Genomic DNA, 14,306 nt, shown 5'->3' with positions numbered 1-14,306 from the left:
GGGCCGGATGAACGATTTTGCCAGATCCATCGCTGCCGCGTTCGCGCTGATTGGCGAAGCCGATCCCGAGCTGCTCGGCATCGTCGCGCTGTCAGTGCGCGTGAGCCTGACGGCCAGCGTCGTCGCACTGCTGCTCGGTGCTCCGCTCGGAGCCCTGCTTGCGATCACCCGCTTTCGTGGCCGGCAGGTCATCATCGTTCTGACCAACGCACTGCTTGGCCTGCCGCCGGTCGTGGTCGGGCTTGCGCTTTATCTGATGTTGTCGCGATCCGGCCCCCTGGGAGCCGCGGGCCTGTTGTTCACGCCGACGGCCATGGTGATCGCGCAGACGCTGCTGGCCACGCCGATCGTGGTGGCGCTGGTGCACCGGCCGGCGAGCCTGCTGTGGGCCGAGTATGGCGACCTCGCGCGGATCGACGGACTGTCGACGCTGCGCAGCATCGGCCTCTTGTTCGCGCTCGGCCGGACCTCCCTGCTGACGGCCTTCCTCGCCGCCTTCGGGCGCGCCATCGCCGAAGTCGGCGCCATCATCATCGTCGGCGGCAATATCAGAGGCTTTACGCGCACGATGACGACAGCGATCGCGCTGGAGACCAGCAAAGGCGATTTGCCGCTGGCGCTGGGGCTCGGGCTGATCCTGCTCGCGCTCAGCGTCGCCGTCTCGACCGTCGCCTTCCTGCTAGTGGGACGCGTTGGGGAAAAATAGCTGCTCGCCGCCAACCTTGTAGCCGGCGATCGCATCCTGCCCCTTCGGCGAGATCAGCCAGTCGATGAAGGCCTGTCCGTCCTTCGCCTTGACGTCAGGATGCTTGTCGGGATTGACCAGCATGACGCCGTATTGGTTGAACAGCCGCTTGTCGCCCTCGGTCAGGATCGCAAGCTCGCCACGGTTCTTGAACGACAGCCAGGTGCCGCGGTCCGACAGCAGGTAAGCATTCGACGAGGACGCCATGTTCAGCGCCGGGCCCATGCCCTGGCCGATCTCGCGATACCAGCTGCCCTTGGCGGTCGCGATGTCGACGCCCGCCTCTTTCCACAATCTCAGTTCGGCGGCATGCGTCCCGGACTTGTCGCCGCGCGAGATGAACGGTGCCTTGGCCGCTGCGATCTTGCGCAGGGCATCGGCGACATCCTTGTCGCCAGCGATGTGGGCGGGATCGCTTTTCGGCCCGACAATGACGAAGTCGTTGTACATCACGTCGAAGCGCTTCACGCCCTGCCCTTCGGACATGAATTTGTCTTCCGCCACCCTGTCATGGACGAACACCACATCAGCATCGCCGCGCCGACCGATATCCAGCGCCTGCCCGGTGCCGACGGCGACGACCTTCACCGCGATGCCCTTCTCTTTCGTGAACAGCGGCAGCAGGTAGCCGAACAAGCCCGATTGCTCCGTCGACGTCGTCGAGGCCACCGTGATGGAGCGATCCTGCGCGTACGCGCATGTCGACCAGAACAGGATCGTTGCGATAGCGGCAAGCTTTCTCATGCGTCCCTCAAACAAGCGATGATACCGTCCAATAGCCGCCGGCGATGACGGCGGGAACCCCGACGTTTGGCGGCAGAGAGTTGATGGCAATGGCCCCCATCGGCTGGAACGGCGCCGGCACAGCCCGGTTGCTGGAGCCGCAACGTAAAGGAGAGTCCAATGAAGACAATCATTCTGGCATCCGCCTGCGTCATCGCGTTGGCGATCGGCGGCGCGGGGGCTGTGCAGATGTTCTGCAATTGGTCCCGCCTCAATTGACAGGGATGTGACAGCCGGGGCAGCTTTTCGAATTGCCGGCGAATCAGCGCTTGCCTACAGCCCTGAGTACCTCTTGGACAAGTCCCAGTGCTTTCGAGACTGATATCGTTGCTGAGCCGCATTCCCGCGGTGAAATGGGCGTTCAAGCGGCTTCGGCCCCCGCCCCCTGGCGGCAGCATTGCCGCGGCGCCGAGCGCTGCGGATGAGCAGCCGGCGATCATCGCAGAAGCTGCTCCGGCCCTCGACAGCCTCAACATCGAGCCGATGCCCGGCGACGCCGGCATCGAAGTGGCTGTGCCGGTCGAAGACAACACCGCTGTCTCCGTCATCGAAGAGACCGCGTCCGCGGCCACGACCAATATCGGCGTCAGCGACCATACATCTCCGGAGACGCCGGTAGAGGTCGAGTTCGTCGTCGTCGAACAGACTTCAGGCCCGTCGGTCGAGGTCGCGAGCGAGCCGGTTGATCTGCTTGAACTGATCAGCAGCGATCCGCCTGCCGAACGTCTGACCGAGGCTGAATCCGAGGTCGTCAACGAGGCTCCCGCTTCGCTTGTCGAAGTCGACGCAATCGACGCTCCCGAGCCTGTCGTCAGCAGCGATCTCGCCGTAGAACTCCTGACGGATGGCGAACCCGACATCGTAGACGAGGCTCCGGTCTTTTCCGTCGACGTCGAAGCGATTGAAGCCGCTGAGCCCATCATCGGCAGCGATGCATCCACAGAACGGCCTGAGGATGTCGAGCCTGTCGCTGTGGAGCATGTCGCCACTGCCGAGACGGAATTAAAGCCGGTCGAGAGCTCCGGGCGCCTCGTCGAAGAAGAACCGGCGTGCGCCCTTTCCAACGCGGTCGAAGCGGTCACCGTCGACGAGGCCTCCGTCATCGTGGTCGACGCCGGGATCACCGTGCCCGCCTCCGCCGAGGCCAGCGTCGATAGCGAGCCCGCTTCCAGCGTCGCAGCGGCAGAGATCGAGCCCGATGCCCCCGACGATCTGCCGCCCGGCCCGGCCATTGCCGCGGAAGATGTGTCCACGGACACGCCTGTTGGCGCCGCGCAGGTCGAGCCGGCTCCCGCTCCGAAGACTCAGAGCGCGCCGAAGGTCCGGGCAAAGATCGTGGAGCCCGCCGACCGCGCCACACTGATCCGGCAGCGCTGGTCCGAGACCGGGATCAGGATGTGGAATCCCCGGCTGCACGGAACCGGCGAAGCGACGCTGAACATCCAAGGCCGCATCGAGCTGCTGCCGCCCGAGCCCGGCGAGACGATGCCGCGCTACGACAAGCTGGAATTCAAGCTGCTCGGCGGCCAGATCGTCTGCGAGGGCGTCATCGTCGAGGCGCCCGCAGATGCGAGCCAGCGCAGCTTTACGCGGCTCGCCGAGCCGCGTGGCGCCGACCGAACCCGCGAACCGGTGCGGGAACGACAGGCCGCTCTCGCCTGATCTTTTGAGGGCGACGGGAGAGCCGCGGCGCGGTCGGATGCCGATTGCCGCATGCCGAAACCGGACGGCACCCGTTATTCCGCGCATGACGCGGAATTTTTCGAACACGCGGCGGTTGCTGCCAGATCGCGCAACATCTAGCCTCCCGATCGATCCGCGGAGCCGCGGTCGCAACGAAAAACAACACCAGGGAGGACAATCCATGAGAAAGCTCACGGCCGCGCTATGTGCGCTCGCGCTCTTTGCACCTGGCGCGCAGGCGCAGACCATCAAGGACTTCCTGGCGACGGTTATGAAGAAGTGGACCGCGCCGTTCGAGCCGTTCCACCTGGTCGACAACATCTACTATGTCGGGACCGAGGGCATCGCCGTCTACGTCATCAAGACGTCGCAGGGCCTGATCCTGATGGACACCGCGATGCCGCAGTCGACGGGCATGATCAAGGACAACATCGCCAAGCTGGGCTTCAAGGTCGCCGATATCAAATACATCCTCAACAGCCACGCCCATCTCGACCACACCGGCGGCTTTGCCGAGATCAAGCAGGAGAGCGGCGCACAGCTCGTCGCCGGCGAGCGCGACAAGCCGCTGCTCGAGGGCGGCTATTATCCGGGCGACGAGAAGAACCCGGACCTCACCTTTCCGCCGGTGAAAGTCGATCGCACAGTGAAGGAAGGCGACAAGGTCACGCTCGGCGACACCACGCTGACGGCGCACGCGACGCCCGGCCATTCGCCGGGCTGCACCAGCTGGGAGATGACGGTGAAGGACGGCGGCCAGGACCGCGAGGTGCTGTTCTTCTGCAGCGGCACCGTGGCGCTGAACCGGCTGGTGGGACAGCCGACCTATCCCGGCATCGTCGACGACTATCGCGCGACCTTCGCCAGAGTCAAAGCGATGAAGATCGACGTGCTGCTCGGACCGCATCCCGAGGTTTACGGCATGCAGGACAAACGCGCACAGCAGATCAAGAGCGAGACGCCCAATCCGTTCGTCAAGCCGGGCGAGCTTGCGACCTACGCGACCGGCCTGTCGGAGGATTTCGACAAGGCGCTCGCCAAGCAGACCGCCGCGCTGCAGGCCGCGAAATAGAAGGTTGGCTCTCGGCGCTCCATCCATCTCTCCTCGGGGAGAGGTGGATGGAGCACACAATACCGCCGTCGCGAGGAGGCGCCGCCGCGGCGGATACGGTTAGCAGTACGTATCCGCGATCGCTTTCGGACGATCTGTCGCACGAAACGGCGCCCGCCTCCGCCGCGCAATGTTAACAGTCTCTCACCAATGCACGCGGGTGGAAAATCCTGCGGCGGCGCACAATTTCCGGTAGCGCTCCCGTGGGGAACCAGTCTAACGCGGTCTTTACCCCCGCCATGCAAGATCGACTTCGTTTTTGAAGGGATTTTGGGGCGCGTTTGTAATGCTTGCCATCAAATTGAAAGCTTACTTCGCGGCGGCCGTGGCGCTGTTCCGCGTGCCCACCGACTCGGACCTGACACGCGCGCAATTCGACGCCTTCTCCAAGCAGATCCCGCTGCTCTACTTCATCCTGATCAGCAACACGATCGCGGTCGCCTATACCTACGTCAACGTCGCGCCGGACTGGCTGACGATGATCGTCCCGGGCGTGCTGACGCTGCTCGCGGCGCTTCGCACCTTCTGGTGGCTGCGCCAACGTCATCTGGTGCGCAGTGATGCCGACATCCTGCGCAATCTGCGTGCCACCAACTGGATGACGCTGCCGATCGGTGCGGGCTTCACCGCCTGGTCGTTCGCGCTCTATCCGTACGGCGATCCGTTTGCCAAGAGCCAGGTCGCCTTCTACATGGCCGTGACCGTAATCGGCTGCATCTTCTCGCTGATGCATCTACGTTCGGCGGCGCTGATCGTGACGATCGTCGTCGACCTGCCCTATGTGCTGTTCTTCTGGGCCACGGGCGAACCGACGCTGAAGGCGATCGCAGTCAACAATCTGCTGGTCTCCGGCGCGATGGTGACCGTGCTGTTCATCTATTATCGCGACTTCGCCGATCTCGTCGGCAGCCGCAAATCCCTGCTGGCGCAGCAGGCGGCGACGCAGACGCTGTCGGACGAGAATTTTCGTCTCGCCAATCTCGATGCCCTGACCGAACTGCCGAACCGCCGCCGCTTTTTCGCCGAGCTGTCGAGCGCCTTCGCCGATGCCGAACGCAGGCACGTGCGCGTCGCGGTCGGCATCATCGACCTCGACGGCTTCAAGCCGATCAACGACAATTACGGCCACTCGATCGGCGATCGAGTCCTGATCGAGGCCGGGCGCCGTATCCGCGAGGTCTGCGAAGGCTTCGGGCCACAACGCGTGGAATTCGCGCGCCTGGGCGGTGACGAATTCGGTCTCGTCGTGTGTGGCGACCCCGAGGATGCCGATCTGCTGCGGCTCGGCGAGCGTATCGGCGAGCAGGTCAAGCTGCCCTACCAGCTCGACACCGCTCACACCGGCCTGTCCTGCTCGATCGGCTTTGCGCTGTATCCGCGCTCGGCGACGACGGCGGAGGCCCTCTACGAATGCGCGGACTATTCGCTCTACCATGCCAAGCGTCATCTGCGCGGGCGGACGGTGATCTTCTCCAGCGAGCTCGAGGCTGAGATTCGCAGCCGCAGCGTGATCGAGACCCTGCTGCGCACCGCCGATTTCGACGCCGAGATGGAGCTGGTGTTCCAGCCGATCGTCGATGCCATGAGCGAGCACACCGCGGGTTTCGAGGCGCTGGCGCGCTGGCAGAGCCCCCGCCTCGGCTGGGTCTCGCCGGCCGACTTCATCCCGGCCGCCGAGCGGATCGGCCTGATCCGCGCCCTGACGCAGGCGCTGCTGGTGCGCGCGCTCGCGGCCGCCAAGACCTGGCCCGATCACACCCGCCTGTCGTTCAACCTCTCGGCCCACGACATCTGCTCGCCGGACGGCATCCTGCCGCTGATCGCCATCATCGAGAAGAGCGGCGTGCCGCCGCGCCGGCTCGACTTCGAAATTACGGAGACTGCCGTCACCTTCGACTTCGTCCGCGCCCAGCAGTCGATCGCCGCGCTGAAAGCCATGGGCTGCGGCATTTCGCTGGATGATTTCGGCACCGGCTATTCCTCGCTGAGCCATGTGCACCGCCTGCCGCTGGACAAGCTCAAGATCGACCGCAGTTTCGTCGCCGACATCAGCGACAACCCGGTCAGCCACAAGATCATCAAGTCGCTCACGGGCCTGTGCGACGACATGGAGATCGCCTGCGTCGTCGAGGGCGTCGAGACCCGCGCCCAGTTCGACACCCTGCGCCGCCTCGGATGCGATTTCGTGCAGGGCTATTACTTCTCCAAGCCCATGCCCGGGGCGGCGATCGAGGATTATCTCGCCAAGGAACGCGAGCGCCTGGACCAGAGCGCAGCCAAGGTCGTGGCGTGAGGCCGCGCTAGGTCGAAAGGCTCGGAAGATCGAGCCCCTTGGCACGGGCACAGTCGATCGCGATGTCGTAGCCCGCGTCGGCATGACGCATGACGCCGCTGGCGGGATCGTTCCAGAGCACGCGCGCGATGCGCTTTGCCGCTTCCGGCGTGCCGTCGGCGACGATCACCATGCCGGCGTGCTGGGAATAGCCGATGCCGACGCCGCCGCCATGATGCAGCGACACCCAGGTCGCCCCGCTGGCGCAATTGAGCAGCGCATTGAGCAGCGGCCAGTCGGACACGGCATCCGATCCGTCCTTCATCGCCTCGGTCTCGCGGTTCGGGCTCGCCACCGAACCGCTGTCGAGATGATCGCGGCCGATCACGATCGGCGCCTTCAATTCGCCGCGCGCCACCATGTCGTTGAAGGCGAGCCCAAGGCGATCACGATCGCCCAGGCCAACCCAGCATATCCGCGCCGGCAGGCCCTGGAACTTGATGCGTGCCTTGGCCATGTCGAGCCAGACGTGCAGATGCTTGTCGTCGGGCATCAGCTCCTTGACCTTGGCATCGGTCTTGTAGATGTCCTCGGGATCTCCCGACAGCGCGGCCCAGCGGAACGGCCCGACGCCGCGGCAGAACAGCGGGCGGATATAGGCCGGCACGAAGCCGGGGAAATCGAAGGCGTTCTTCAGGCCCATGTCCTGCGCCATCTGGCGGATGTTGTTGCCGTAGTCGAGCGTCGGAATGCCCTGCGCATGGAAATCCAGCATGGCCTGGACGTGCTCGACCATCGACATCTTCGAGGCGCGCTCGACCGCCTTCGGATCGGATGCGCGCTTGGCCTCCCAATCGGCCAACGTCCAGCCCTTCGGCAAATAGCCGTTGATCGGGTCATGCGCGCTGGTCTGGTCGGTGACGATGTCGGGCTTGACGCCGCGGCGGACCAGCTCCGGAAAAATCTCCGCGGCGTTGCCGAGCAGGGCGACCGAAACCGCTTTCTTGGTCTTCGCGGCCTCCGCCATGATCGCGAGCGCTTCGTCGAGCGTCGCGGCCTGGCGATCGAGATAGCCGGTGCGCAGCCGCATCTCGATGCGGCTCGGCTGGCATTCGACCGCGAGCATCGACGCGCCCGCCATGGTCGCCGCCAGCGGCTGCGCACCGCCCATGCCGCCGAGACCGGCGGTGAGAATCCATCTGCCTGCGAGGCTGCCGCCGTAGTGACGACGTCCGACCTCGACGAAGGTCTCGTAAGTGCCCTGCACGATGCCCTGGCTGCCGATGTAGATCCAGGAGCCCGCCGTCATCTGGCCGTACATCATCAAGCCCTGGCGATCGAGCTCGTTGAAATGATCGAGCGTCGCCCAATGCGGCACGATGTTGGAGTTCGCGATCAAGACGCGTGGCGCATCTGCGTGGGTGCGAAACACGCCAACCGGCTTGCCTGATTGCACCAGCAGGGTCTCGTCGCTCTGGAGCTTGCGCAACGCGTTGGTAATGCGGTCAAAACTCTCCCAGTCGCGCGCGGCGCGGCCGATGCCGCCATAGACGACGAGTTCGCTCGGTCGCTCCGCGACGTCAGGGTCGAGATTGTTCATGAGCATGCGGAGCGGCGCTTCCGTCAGCCAGCTCTTGGCGCTGATCTCGCTGCCACGGGGCGCGCGGATGGTGCGGTCATTGTCCAGTCGGCGGTTCATGCGGAACACCCCTTTAGTCAAATCTCGTTCAGTCAAGTTTTGGAAATGGATCGGATGAAAGCGCCGCGATCGCCACGGTCGGCAACGCATCGCCTTCGATCAGCGCAGCCGCCCTCGCGAGATCGGCGGCCATGTAGCGGTCCGCGCCGAGCGCGGGCACCTGCTCGCGAAGCTTCGCGATGACTGCAGCGAGCGGCGCGCTCGTCGCATGCGGCGCGCGCAACGTGATACCTTGAGCGGCAACCAGGAGCTCGATCCCAAGGATCGCGGCGAGATTGTCGGCCATGTCGGACAAGCGCCTCGCGGCGTGCGCAGCCATCGAGACATGGTCTTCCTGGTTGGCGCTGGTCGGTGTCGAATCGATCGAGCAGGCAGCCGCGCGCTGCTTGTTTTCGGCATAGAGCGCGGCAGCCGTCACCTCGGCGATCATGAAGCCGGAATTGATGCCGGGATCGGGGGTGAGGAACGGCGGCAGGCCGAAATTGAGCGCGGGATCGACCAACGTCGCGATACGGCGTTCACTGATCGCGCCGATCTCCGACAGCGCCAGCGCGATCGTGTCGGCGGCAAAAGCGACCGGCTCGGCGTGGAAATTGCCGCCGGAGACGATTTCGCCGGTCTCGACCAGCACCAACGGATTGTCGGTGACGGCATTGGCTTCGACCATCAGCGTGCGCGCAGCCTGCGTGATCAGGTCCAGCGCCGCGCCCGCGACCTGTGGCTGGCAGCGCAGGCAATAGGGATCCTGCACGCGCTCGTCGCCCTCGAGATGCGACAGGCGGATGTCGCTGCCCTCGAGCAGCGCGGTCAGCGTCGCCGCCGCCGCGATCTGCCCGGCGTGGCCGCGGAGCGCCTGGATTTCGGGACGGAACGGTGCGGTCGAAGCCATCGCCGCATCGACCGACAGCGCGCCGGTGACGAGTGCGGCGCGAGCCAAGCGGAATGCACGCAGCAAGCCTGATAGGGCATAGGCGGTCGAGAACTGCGTCCCGTTGATCAGCGCGAGACCTTCCTTGGGGCCGAGCGTCAGCGGCGCGAGGCCGGCTGCCGCCAGCGCCTCGGCACCGGACACGGTTTTCCCATCGAGGATCGCCTGCCCTTCGCCGATCATCACCGCAGTCATGTGCGCGAGCGGCGCGAGATCGCCGGAGGCGCCGACCGACCCTTGCTGCGGCACCAGCGGACAGACATCTCGCGCCAACATCGCATGCAACTGCTCGATCACCTCGCGGCGCACCCCCGAAGCGCCGCGCCCGAGCGAGATGATCTTCAGCGCCATCATCAAGCGGACGATCGGTTCCGGCGTCGCCGGGCCGACGCCGCAGCAATGCGAGACGATGAGATTGCGCTGGAGCAGCGCGGTCCGATCGGGCGGTATGCGTTTCGAGGCGAGCTTCCCGAAGCCGGTATTGATGCCATAAACGGGATCCGCGGCCTGCGCCGCCTTCGCCACAATTTCCGCAGCCGCCTCGACCCGCGGCCAGAACGGGGCATCGAGCATGACCGATGCGCCTCCGAGCACGCGCGCGAGGTCGTCGATGCTCACTGCTCCCGGTTTGACAACGATCGTTGACCCTTGCGCCGTCACTGCCCTCTCCAGACGCGCCGATGCAGCGGATTGAAGCCGATGCGGTAGACCAGCTCAGCGAGACGCTCGATGTCCCAGATCGCGAGGTCGCACCATTTGCCGGCTTCGAGCGTGCCGGTTTCGGCGAGCATGCCGAGCGCACGCGCGCCTTCGCGGGTGATACCGGCGAGGCATTCAGTCACCGTCAGGCGGAACAGCGTCGCGCCCATGTTCATGGCAAGCAACAGTGAGGTCAGCGGCGAACTGCCGGGATTGCAGTCGGTCGCAAGCGCCATGGGGACGCCGTGCTTGCGGAACACCTCGACCGGCGGTTTTTGCGTCTCACGGATGAAGTAGAACGCGCCGGGCAGCAGCACGGCCACCGTGCTAGCCTTGGCCATCGCGGCAGCGCCGGCTTCGTCCGTGTGCTCGAGGTGATCCGCGGAGAGGCCGGAGAATTTGGCAGCGAGCGCGGCACCACCGAGATTTGAGAGCTGATCCGCATGCAGTTTCACCGGCAGACCGAGCGACCTCGCGGTCTCGAACACCCGCGCGGTCTGCACGGCGGAGAACGCGATGCCCTCCATGAAGGCGTCGACGGCATCGGCGAGGCCCGCCTTCGCGACAGCGGGCAGCATCTCCTTGCAGACGAGATCGATGTAGCGATCCTTGTCGCCCTCCGCTTCGATCGGTAATGCATGTGCGCCGAGGAAGGAGGTGCGGATGGCGACCGGCCGCTGCCGGCCGAGGCTGCGTGCGGCAGAGAGCTGCCGCAACTCGGTCTCGGCGTTGAGGCCGTAACCGGACTTGATCTCGACCGTGGTGGCGCCCTCGCCGATCAACGCATCGAGCCGTGGCAATGCACCCGCAACCAGTTCGGCTTCGTTCGCCTTGCGCGTCGCCGCCACCGTCGAGACGATACCTCCGCCGGCGCGCGCGATCTCCTCGTAGCTCGCGCCCTTCAGCCGCAGCTCGAATTCGTGGGCGCGGTTGCCGCCATAAACGAGATGCGTGTGGCAGTCGACGAGCCCCGGTGTGATCCAGCGCCCCTCGCAATCGATCCGTTTGATGGCGTCGGCATCGACAGGAAAATCCGCGGCCGGGCCCGCATAGACGATGTGGCCGCCGCGCGCGGCGATCACGCCATGCTCGATCTCGCCGAGATCGGGACGGTCGGCCCGCAGCGTGGCGAGGCGGGCATTATGCCAGATCCGGTCGAAGCGCTCTGCCATGCGGGTACCCGTCGGATGCTTGACTTATATGTCTAGACATATAATCGTAAGGCGGTTCTGTCCAGCCGGCGTGTCACCATGTCCCGACTGCATTTCGCCTCCGCGCTCCTGCCTTCGGGCTGGGCCCATGACGTGCAGGTGGTGATCACCGCCGGCGCGATCGCGGAGGTGACGCCGGGCGTTGCCCCAGCCGCGGGCGACGAGCGTCACGCCATCGCGCTTCCAGGACTTTCGAGCCTGCACAGTCACGCCTTCCAGCGCGGCATGGCGGGACTTGCCGAACTGCGCGGCGATTCCACCGATACGTTCTGGACCTGGCGCGAGACGATGTACCGTTTCGCACTGTCGATGACGCCGGATGATGTCGCCGCCGTCGCGACGTTGCTCTATGTCGAGATGCTGGAGCAGGGTTTTACCCGCGTCGGCGAATTCCATTATCTGCATCACGATCGCGACGGCTCGCCTTATGCCAACCCCGCGGAGATGGCTGCGCGGATTGCGCAGGCTGCAGAAACCTCAAGCATCGGCCTGACGCTGCTCCCAAGCTTTTATGCGCACGGCTCATTCGGCGGCGCTGCGCCGCATGACGGCCAGCGCCGCTTCATCTGCTCGATCGATCAGTTCGCCGCGCTGATGGCGGCTTCGCGCAAAGCGATTGCAAACTTGCCGGGCGCCGATATCGGCATCGCGCCGCACAGCCTGCGCGCGGTGGCGCCGCCCGAGCTCGCGGCGATCATTCCCCTTGCGGACGGCGGACCGGTGCACATCCATGCCGCCGAGCAGGTGAAAGAAGTCGAGGATTGCCTGGCCTGGTCGGGGCAGCGGCCCGTGCAGTGGCTGCTGGAGCACGCACCACTCGATCAGCGCTGGTGCCTCATTCACGCGACCCATATGACGGATGCGGAAGTGATCGCCTTCGCGAAGACGGGCGCGGTCGCGGGGCTTTGCCCTGTCACCGAAGCAAGTCTCGGCGACGGCATCTTTCCGGCGCGCGAATATCTCGACGCCGGCGGCGTGTTCGGCGTCGGCACCGATTCCAATGTGCTGGTCGGTGTCGCCGACGAGTTGCGCCAGCTCGAATATGGCCAACGATTGAAGCATCGCGCGCGCAACGTGCTGTCCGGCGGCGCCGGACGTTCGACTGGTCGCACGCTGTTTGACGATGCCCTTGCGGGCGGCGCGCGGGCGCTGGCACAGCCGACAATCGGCCTCTCGCCCAGCGCGCGCGCCGATATCGTCACCCTCGATAGCATGCATCCCTCGCTGGCGGAACGCCGCGGCGATGCGCTCATTGACGGCTGGATCTTCGCGGCGGGAAGCGGCGCGATCGATTGCGTCTGGGCCGGCGGCAACAAGGTTGTCGAGGGCGGGCAGCATAAACTGCGCCAATCCGCGCGCGACGGCTTCAACGCCGCGATCCGGAGGCTCGTCGCGTGAGCCTTGCCACAGATAGCGCCGACAAGCCGACGCTCTACAAGCGCATCCGCGCCGATATCGAAAAGCGCATCCTGACGGGTGAATGGCCGCCGGGCCACCGCATCCCGTTCGAGCACGAGCTCGTGGCACGCTACGGCTGTTCGCGCATGACGGTGAACAAGGCGCTATCTGAGCTCGCGCAGGCAGACCTGATCGAGCGGAGACGACGTGCCGGCTCGTTCGTGCGCCGACCTCAGCATCAGTCGGCTGTGCTCAAGATCGCCGATATCCGCGCCGAGATCACCGCGCTCGGCCGCAGCTATGGTTACGAGCTGATCGGCCGCAAGCTGCGCGCGGCGACCGCTGCCGATCGCGCGCGTCTCGGTGTCAAGAAAGCCGGCAAGGTGATTGCGATCGCCTGCCGCCACAGCGCCGACAACGTGCCCTTTGCCGTCGAGGACAGGTTGATCGATCTGTCCTCTGTGCCATCTGCTGCGACCGCGGATTTCTCGCGCGAGCCGCCAGGCTCTTGGCTGCTTCATCATGTCCCCTGGACGGAGGCCGAGCACACGATCAGCGCCATCGTTGCGGATGATCGCACCGCAGAAGCGCTCGACATCGCCATCGGCGCGCCGTGCCTCGTGATCGACCGCTATACCTGGCGCAGCGCACGCACGATCACCGCGGTGCGCCTGCTCTATCCGGGTGACTCTCACCGCCTTGTCGCGCGATTCAAGGGAGGCTGAGGGAACGATGTCGGCACAAATCGTGCAACGTTTTCCGCAACGGCCCACAGCGGCCGACAGAGATCAACAGGACGTCAAACCTTCTGGGCAAGAGGACGATAATCATGCGTAGCTCGACAATATTTGCGACCATCATTGCGCTCACGGCCGTCACCCCGGTGCTCGCCGACGATATCAAGGTCGGAGTCGGCATCTCCGGATGGACCGGCTTTGCACCGCTGACGCTGGCGAAGGAAGCCGGCATCTTCAAGAAGAATGGCCTCGACGTCACCATCAAGAAGATCCCGCAGAAGGACCGCCACCTCGCCATCGCTTCCGGCGACGTGCAGTGCGCAGCGACCACGGTCGAGACCTGGATCTCGTGGAACGCCAATGGCGTCGCGACCAAGCAGATCTTCCAGCTCGACAAGAGCTATGGCGCCGACGGCATGGCCGTGCGCAACGACATCAATTCGATCAAGGAGCTGAAGGGCAAGACCGTCGCGGCCTCGGCGCCCGGCACCTCGCCCTATTTCGCGCTGGCCTGGATGCTGAAGAAGAATGGCCTCACGGTGAAGGATGTCACCGTGGTCAACCTCGAGCCGGCCGCAGCCGCGCAGGCGTTCGTCTCTGGCCAGAACGACGCCGCGATGACCTATGAGCCGTATCTGTCGACCGTGCGGGCCGCCCCCGACAAGGGCAAGATCATCGCGACCACGCTGGATTATCCGATCGTGATGGACACGTTCGGCTGCACGCCGAAATTCCTGAACGAGAACCCGAAGGCTGCGCAGGCCCTCGCCAACAGCTATTTCGAGGCGCTCGACATGATCGCCAAGGATCAGGCCAAGGCCTATGAGATCATGGGCGCGGACGTGAAGCAGACCGGCGAGCAGTTCGGCAACTCGGCGAAGTACCTGCGTTGGCAGGACAAGGCCGCGAACCAGAAGTTCTTCGCGGGCGACTTCCTCGCCTTCAACAAGGATGCGGCCGAGCTGCTGCTCGAGATCGGCATCATCAAGGCCACGCCGAAGATCGAGGACCTCTACGACGCCAGCTTCATCAAGTAGGCT

General features: G+C 65.1%; 11 protein-coding genes. 7 read left to right on the top strand and 4 right to left on the bottom strand.

The features are described from left to right. The first annotated feature begins 7 nt into the window (after positions 1 to 7). On the top strand, positions 8 to 706 hold the full coding sequence (locus tag X265_RS11050; protein ID WP_128964852.1) for an ABC transporter permease: 699 nt from the start codon (positions 8 to 10) through the stop codon (positions 704 to 706). Here the strand turns inward: X265_RS11050 and X265_RS11045 are convergent. Continuing rightward, a complete protein-coding gene (locus X265_RS11045; protein WP_128964851.1) occupies positions 680 to 1,489 on the bottom strand; it encodes an ABC transporter substrate-binding protein in 810 nt (269 codons plus the stop codon). The two genes, X265_RS11050 and X265_RS11045, sit on opposite strands and share 27 nt — an antisense overlap. A 366-nt stretch (positions 1,490 to 1,855) precedes the next feature. Between X265_RS11045 and X265_RS11040 the strand changes: the two genes are divergently transcribed. The 3 genes from X265_RS11040 to X265_RS11030 all read left to right on the top strand — a co-directional run bounded on the left by X265_RS11040 (position 1,856) and on the right by X265_RS11030 (position 6,615). After that, positions 1,856 to 3,190 (top strand): hypothetical protein, encoded by a 1,335-nt coding sequence (locus tag X265_RS11040; protein WP_164938515.1) that lies wholly within the window; start codon positions 1,856 to 1,858, stop codon positions 3,188 to 3,190. Between the two features lie 202 nt (positions 3,191 to 3,392). After that, positions 3,393 to 4,283, top strand: a complete 891-nt coding sequence (gene blaBJP / locus X265_RS11035; RefSeq protein ID WP_128964850.1) for a BJP family subclass B3 metallo-beta-lactamase — start codon at positions 3,393 to 3,395, stop codon at positions 4,281 to 4,283. Between the two features lie 325 nt (positions 4,284 to 4,608). Further along, positions 4,609 to 6,615 carry a putative bifunctional diguanylate cyclase/phosphodiesterase gene (locus X265_RS11030; protein WP_128964849.1) on the top strand — a complete coding sequence of 669 codons (2,007 nt, stop codon included), beginning with the start codon at positions 4,609 to 4,611 and terminating at the stop codon, positions 6,613 to 6,615. A 7-nt stretch (positions 6,616 to 6,622) separates the two neighbouring features. Here X265_RS11030 and hutU read toward each other — a convergent pair whose 3' ends face one another. The 3 genes from hutU to hutI are packed head-to-tail and all read right to left on the bottom strand — an operon-like array spanning position 6,623 to position 11,092. Further along, entirely contained in the window at positions 6,623 to 8,293 is a 1,671-nt protein-coding gene (gene hutU, locus X265_RS11025) for a urocanate hydratase (protein ID WP_128964848.1), read from the bottom strand. A gap of 28 nt (positions 8,294 to 8,321) precedes the next feature. Continuing rightward, complete coding sequence (gene hutH / locus X265_RS11020) at positions 8,322 to 9,881, bottom strand: histidine ammonia-lyase (protein WP_128964847.1); 1,560 nt, start codon at positions 9,879 to 9,881, stop codon at positions 8,322 to 8,324. Continuing rightward, the gene (hutI, locus tag X265_RS11015) at positions 9,878 to 11,092 is read right to left on the bottom strand and encodes an imidazolonepropionase (RefSeq protein ID WP_128964846.1); all 1,215 of its coding nucleotides are present in this window, start codon (positions 11,090 to 11,092) and stop codon (positions 9,878 to 9,880) included. Before hutI ends, hutH begins: the two co-directional genes overlap by 4 nt. Before the next feature lie 78 nt (positions 11,093 to 11,170). On the opposite strand from hutI, the gene X265_RS11010 reads away from it, so the two are divergent. The 3 genes from X265_RS11010 (at position 11,171) to X265_RS11000 (ending at position 14,303) form a co-directional block, all read left to right on the top strand. Further along, the gene (locus X265_RS11010) at positions 11,171 to 12,529 is read left to right on the top strand and encodes a formimidoylglutamate deiminase (protein WP_128964845.1); all 1,359 of its coding nucleotides are present in this window, start codon (positions 11,171 to 11,173) and stop codon (positions 12,527 to 12,529) included. Continuing rightward, on the top strand, positions 12,526 to 13,254 hold the full coding sequence (gene hutC, locus X265_RS11005; protein WP_128964844.1) for a histidine utilization transcriptional repressor HutC: 729 nt from the start codon (positions 12,526 to 12,528) through the stop codon (positions 13,252 to 13,254). Before X265_RS11010 ends, hutC begins: the two co-directional genes overlap by 4 nt. A 104-nt stretch (positions 13,255 to 13,358) precedes the next feature. Further along, positions 13,359 to 14,303: an ABC transporter substrate-binding protein gene (locus X265_RS11000; RefSeq protein WP_128964843.1), complete on the top strand. Its 945-nt coding sequence runs from the start codon at positions 13,359 to 13,361 to the stop codon at positions 14,301 to 14,303. Positions 14,304 to 14,306 lie beyond the last annotated feature (3 nt).

The organism is Bradyrhizobium guangdongense, assembly GCF_004114975.1.
Classification (GTDB): Bacteria; Pseudomonadota; Alphaproteobacteria; order Rhizobiales; family Xanthobacteraceae; genus Bradyrhizobium; species Bradyrhizobium guangdongense.
The sequence above is the reverse complement of the archived record's forward strand: the minus strand, read 5'-3'. Positions and strand labels throughout refer to the sequence as shown.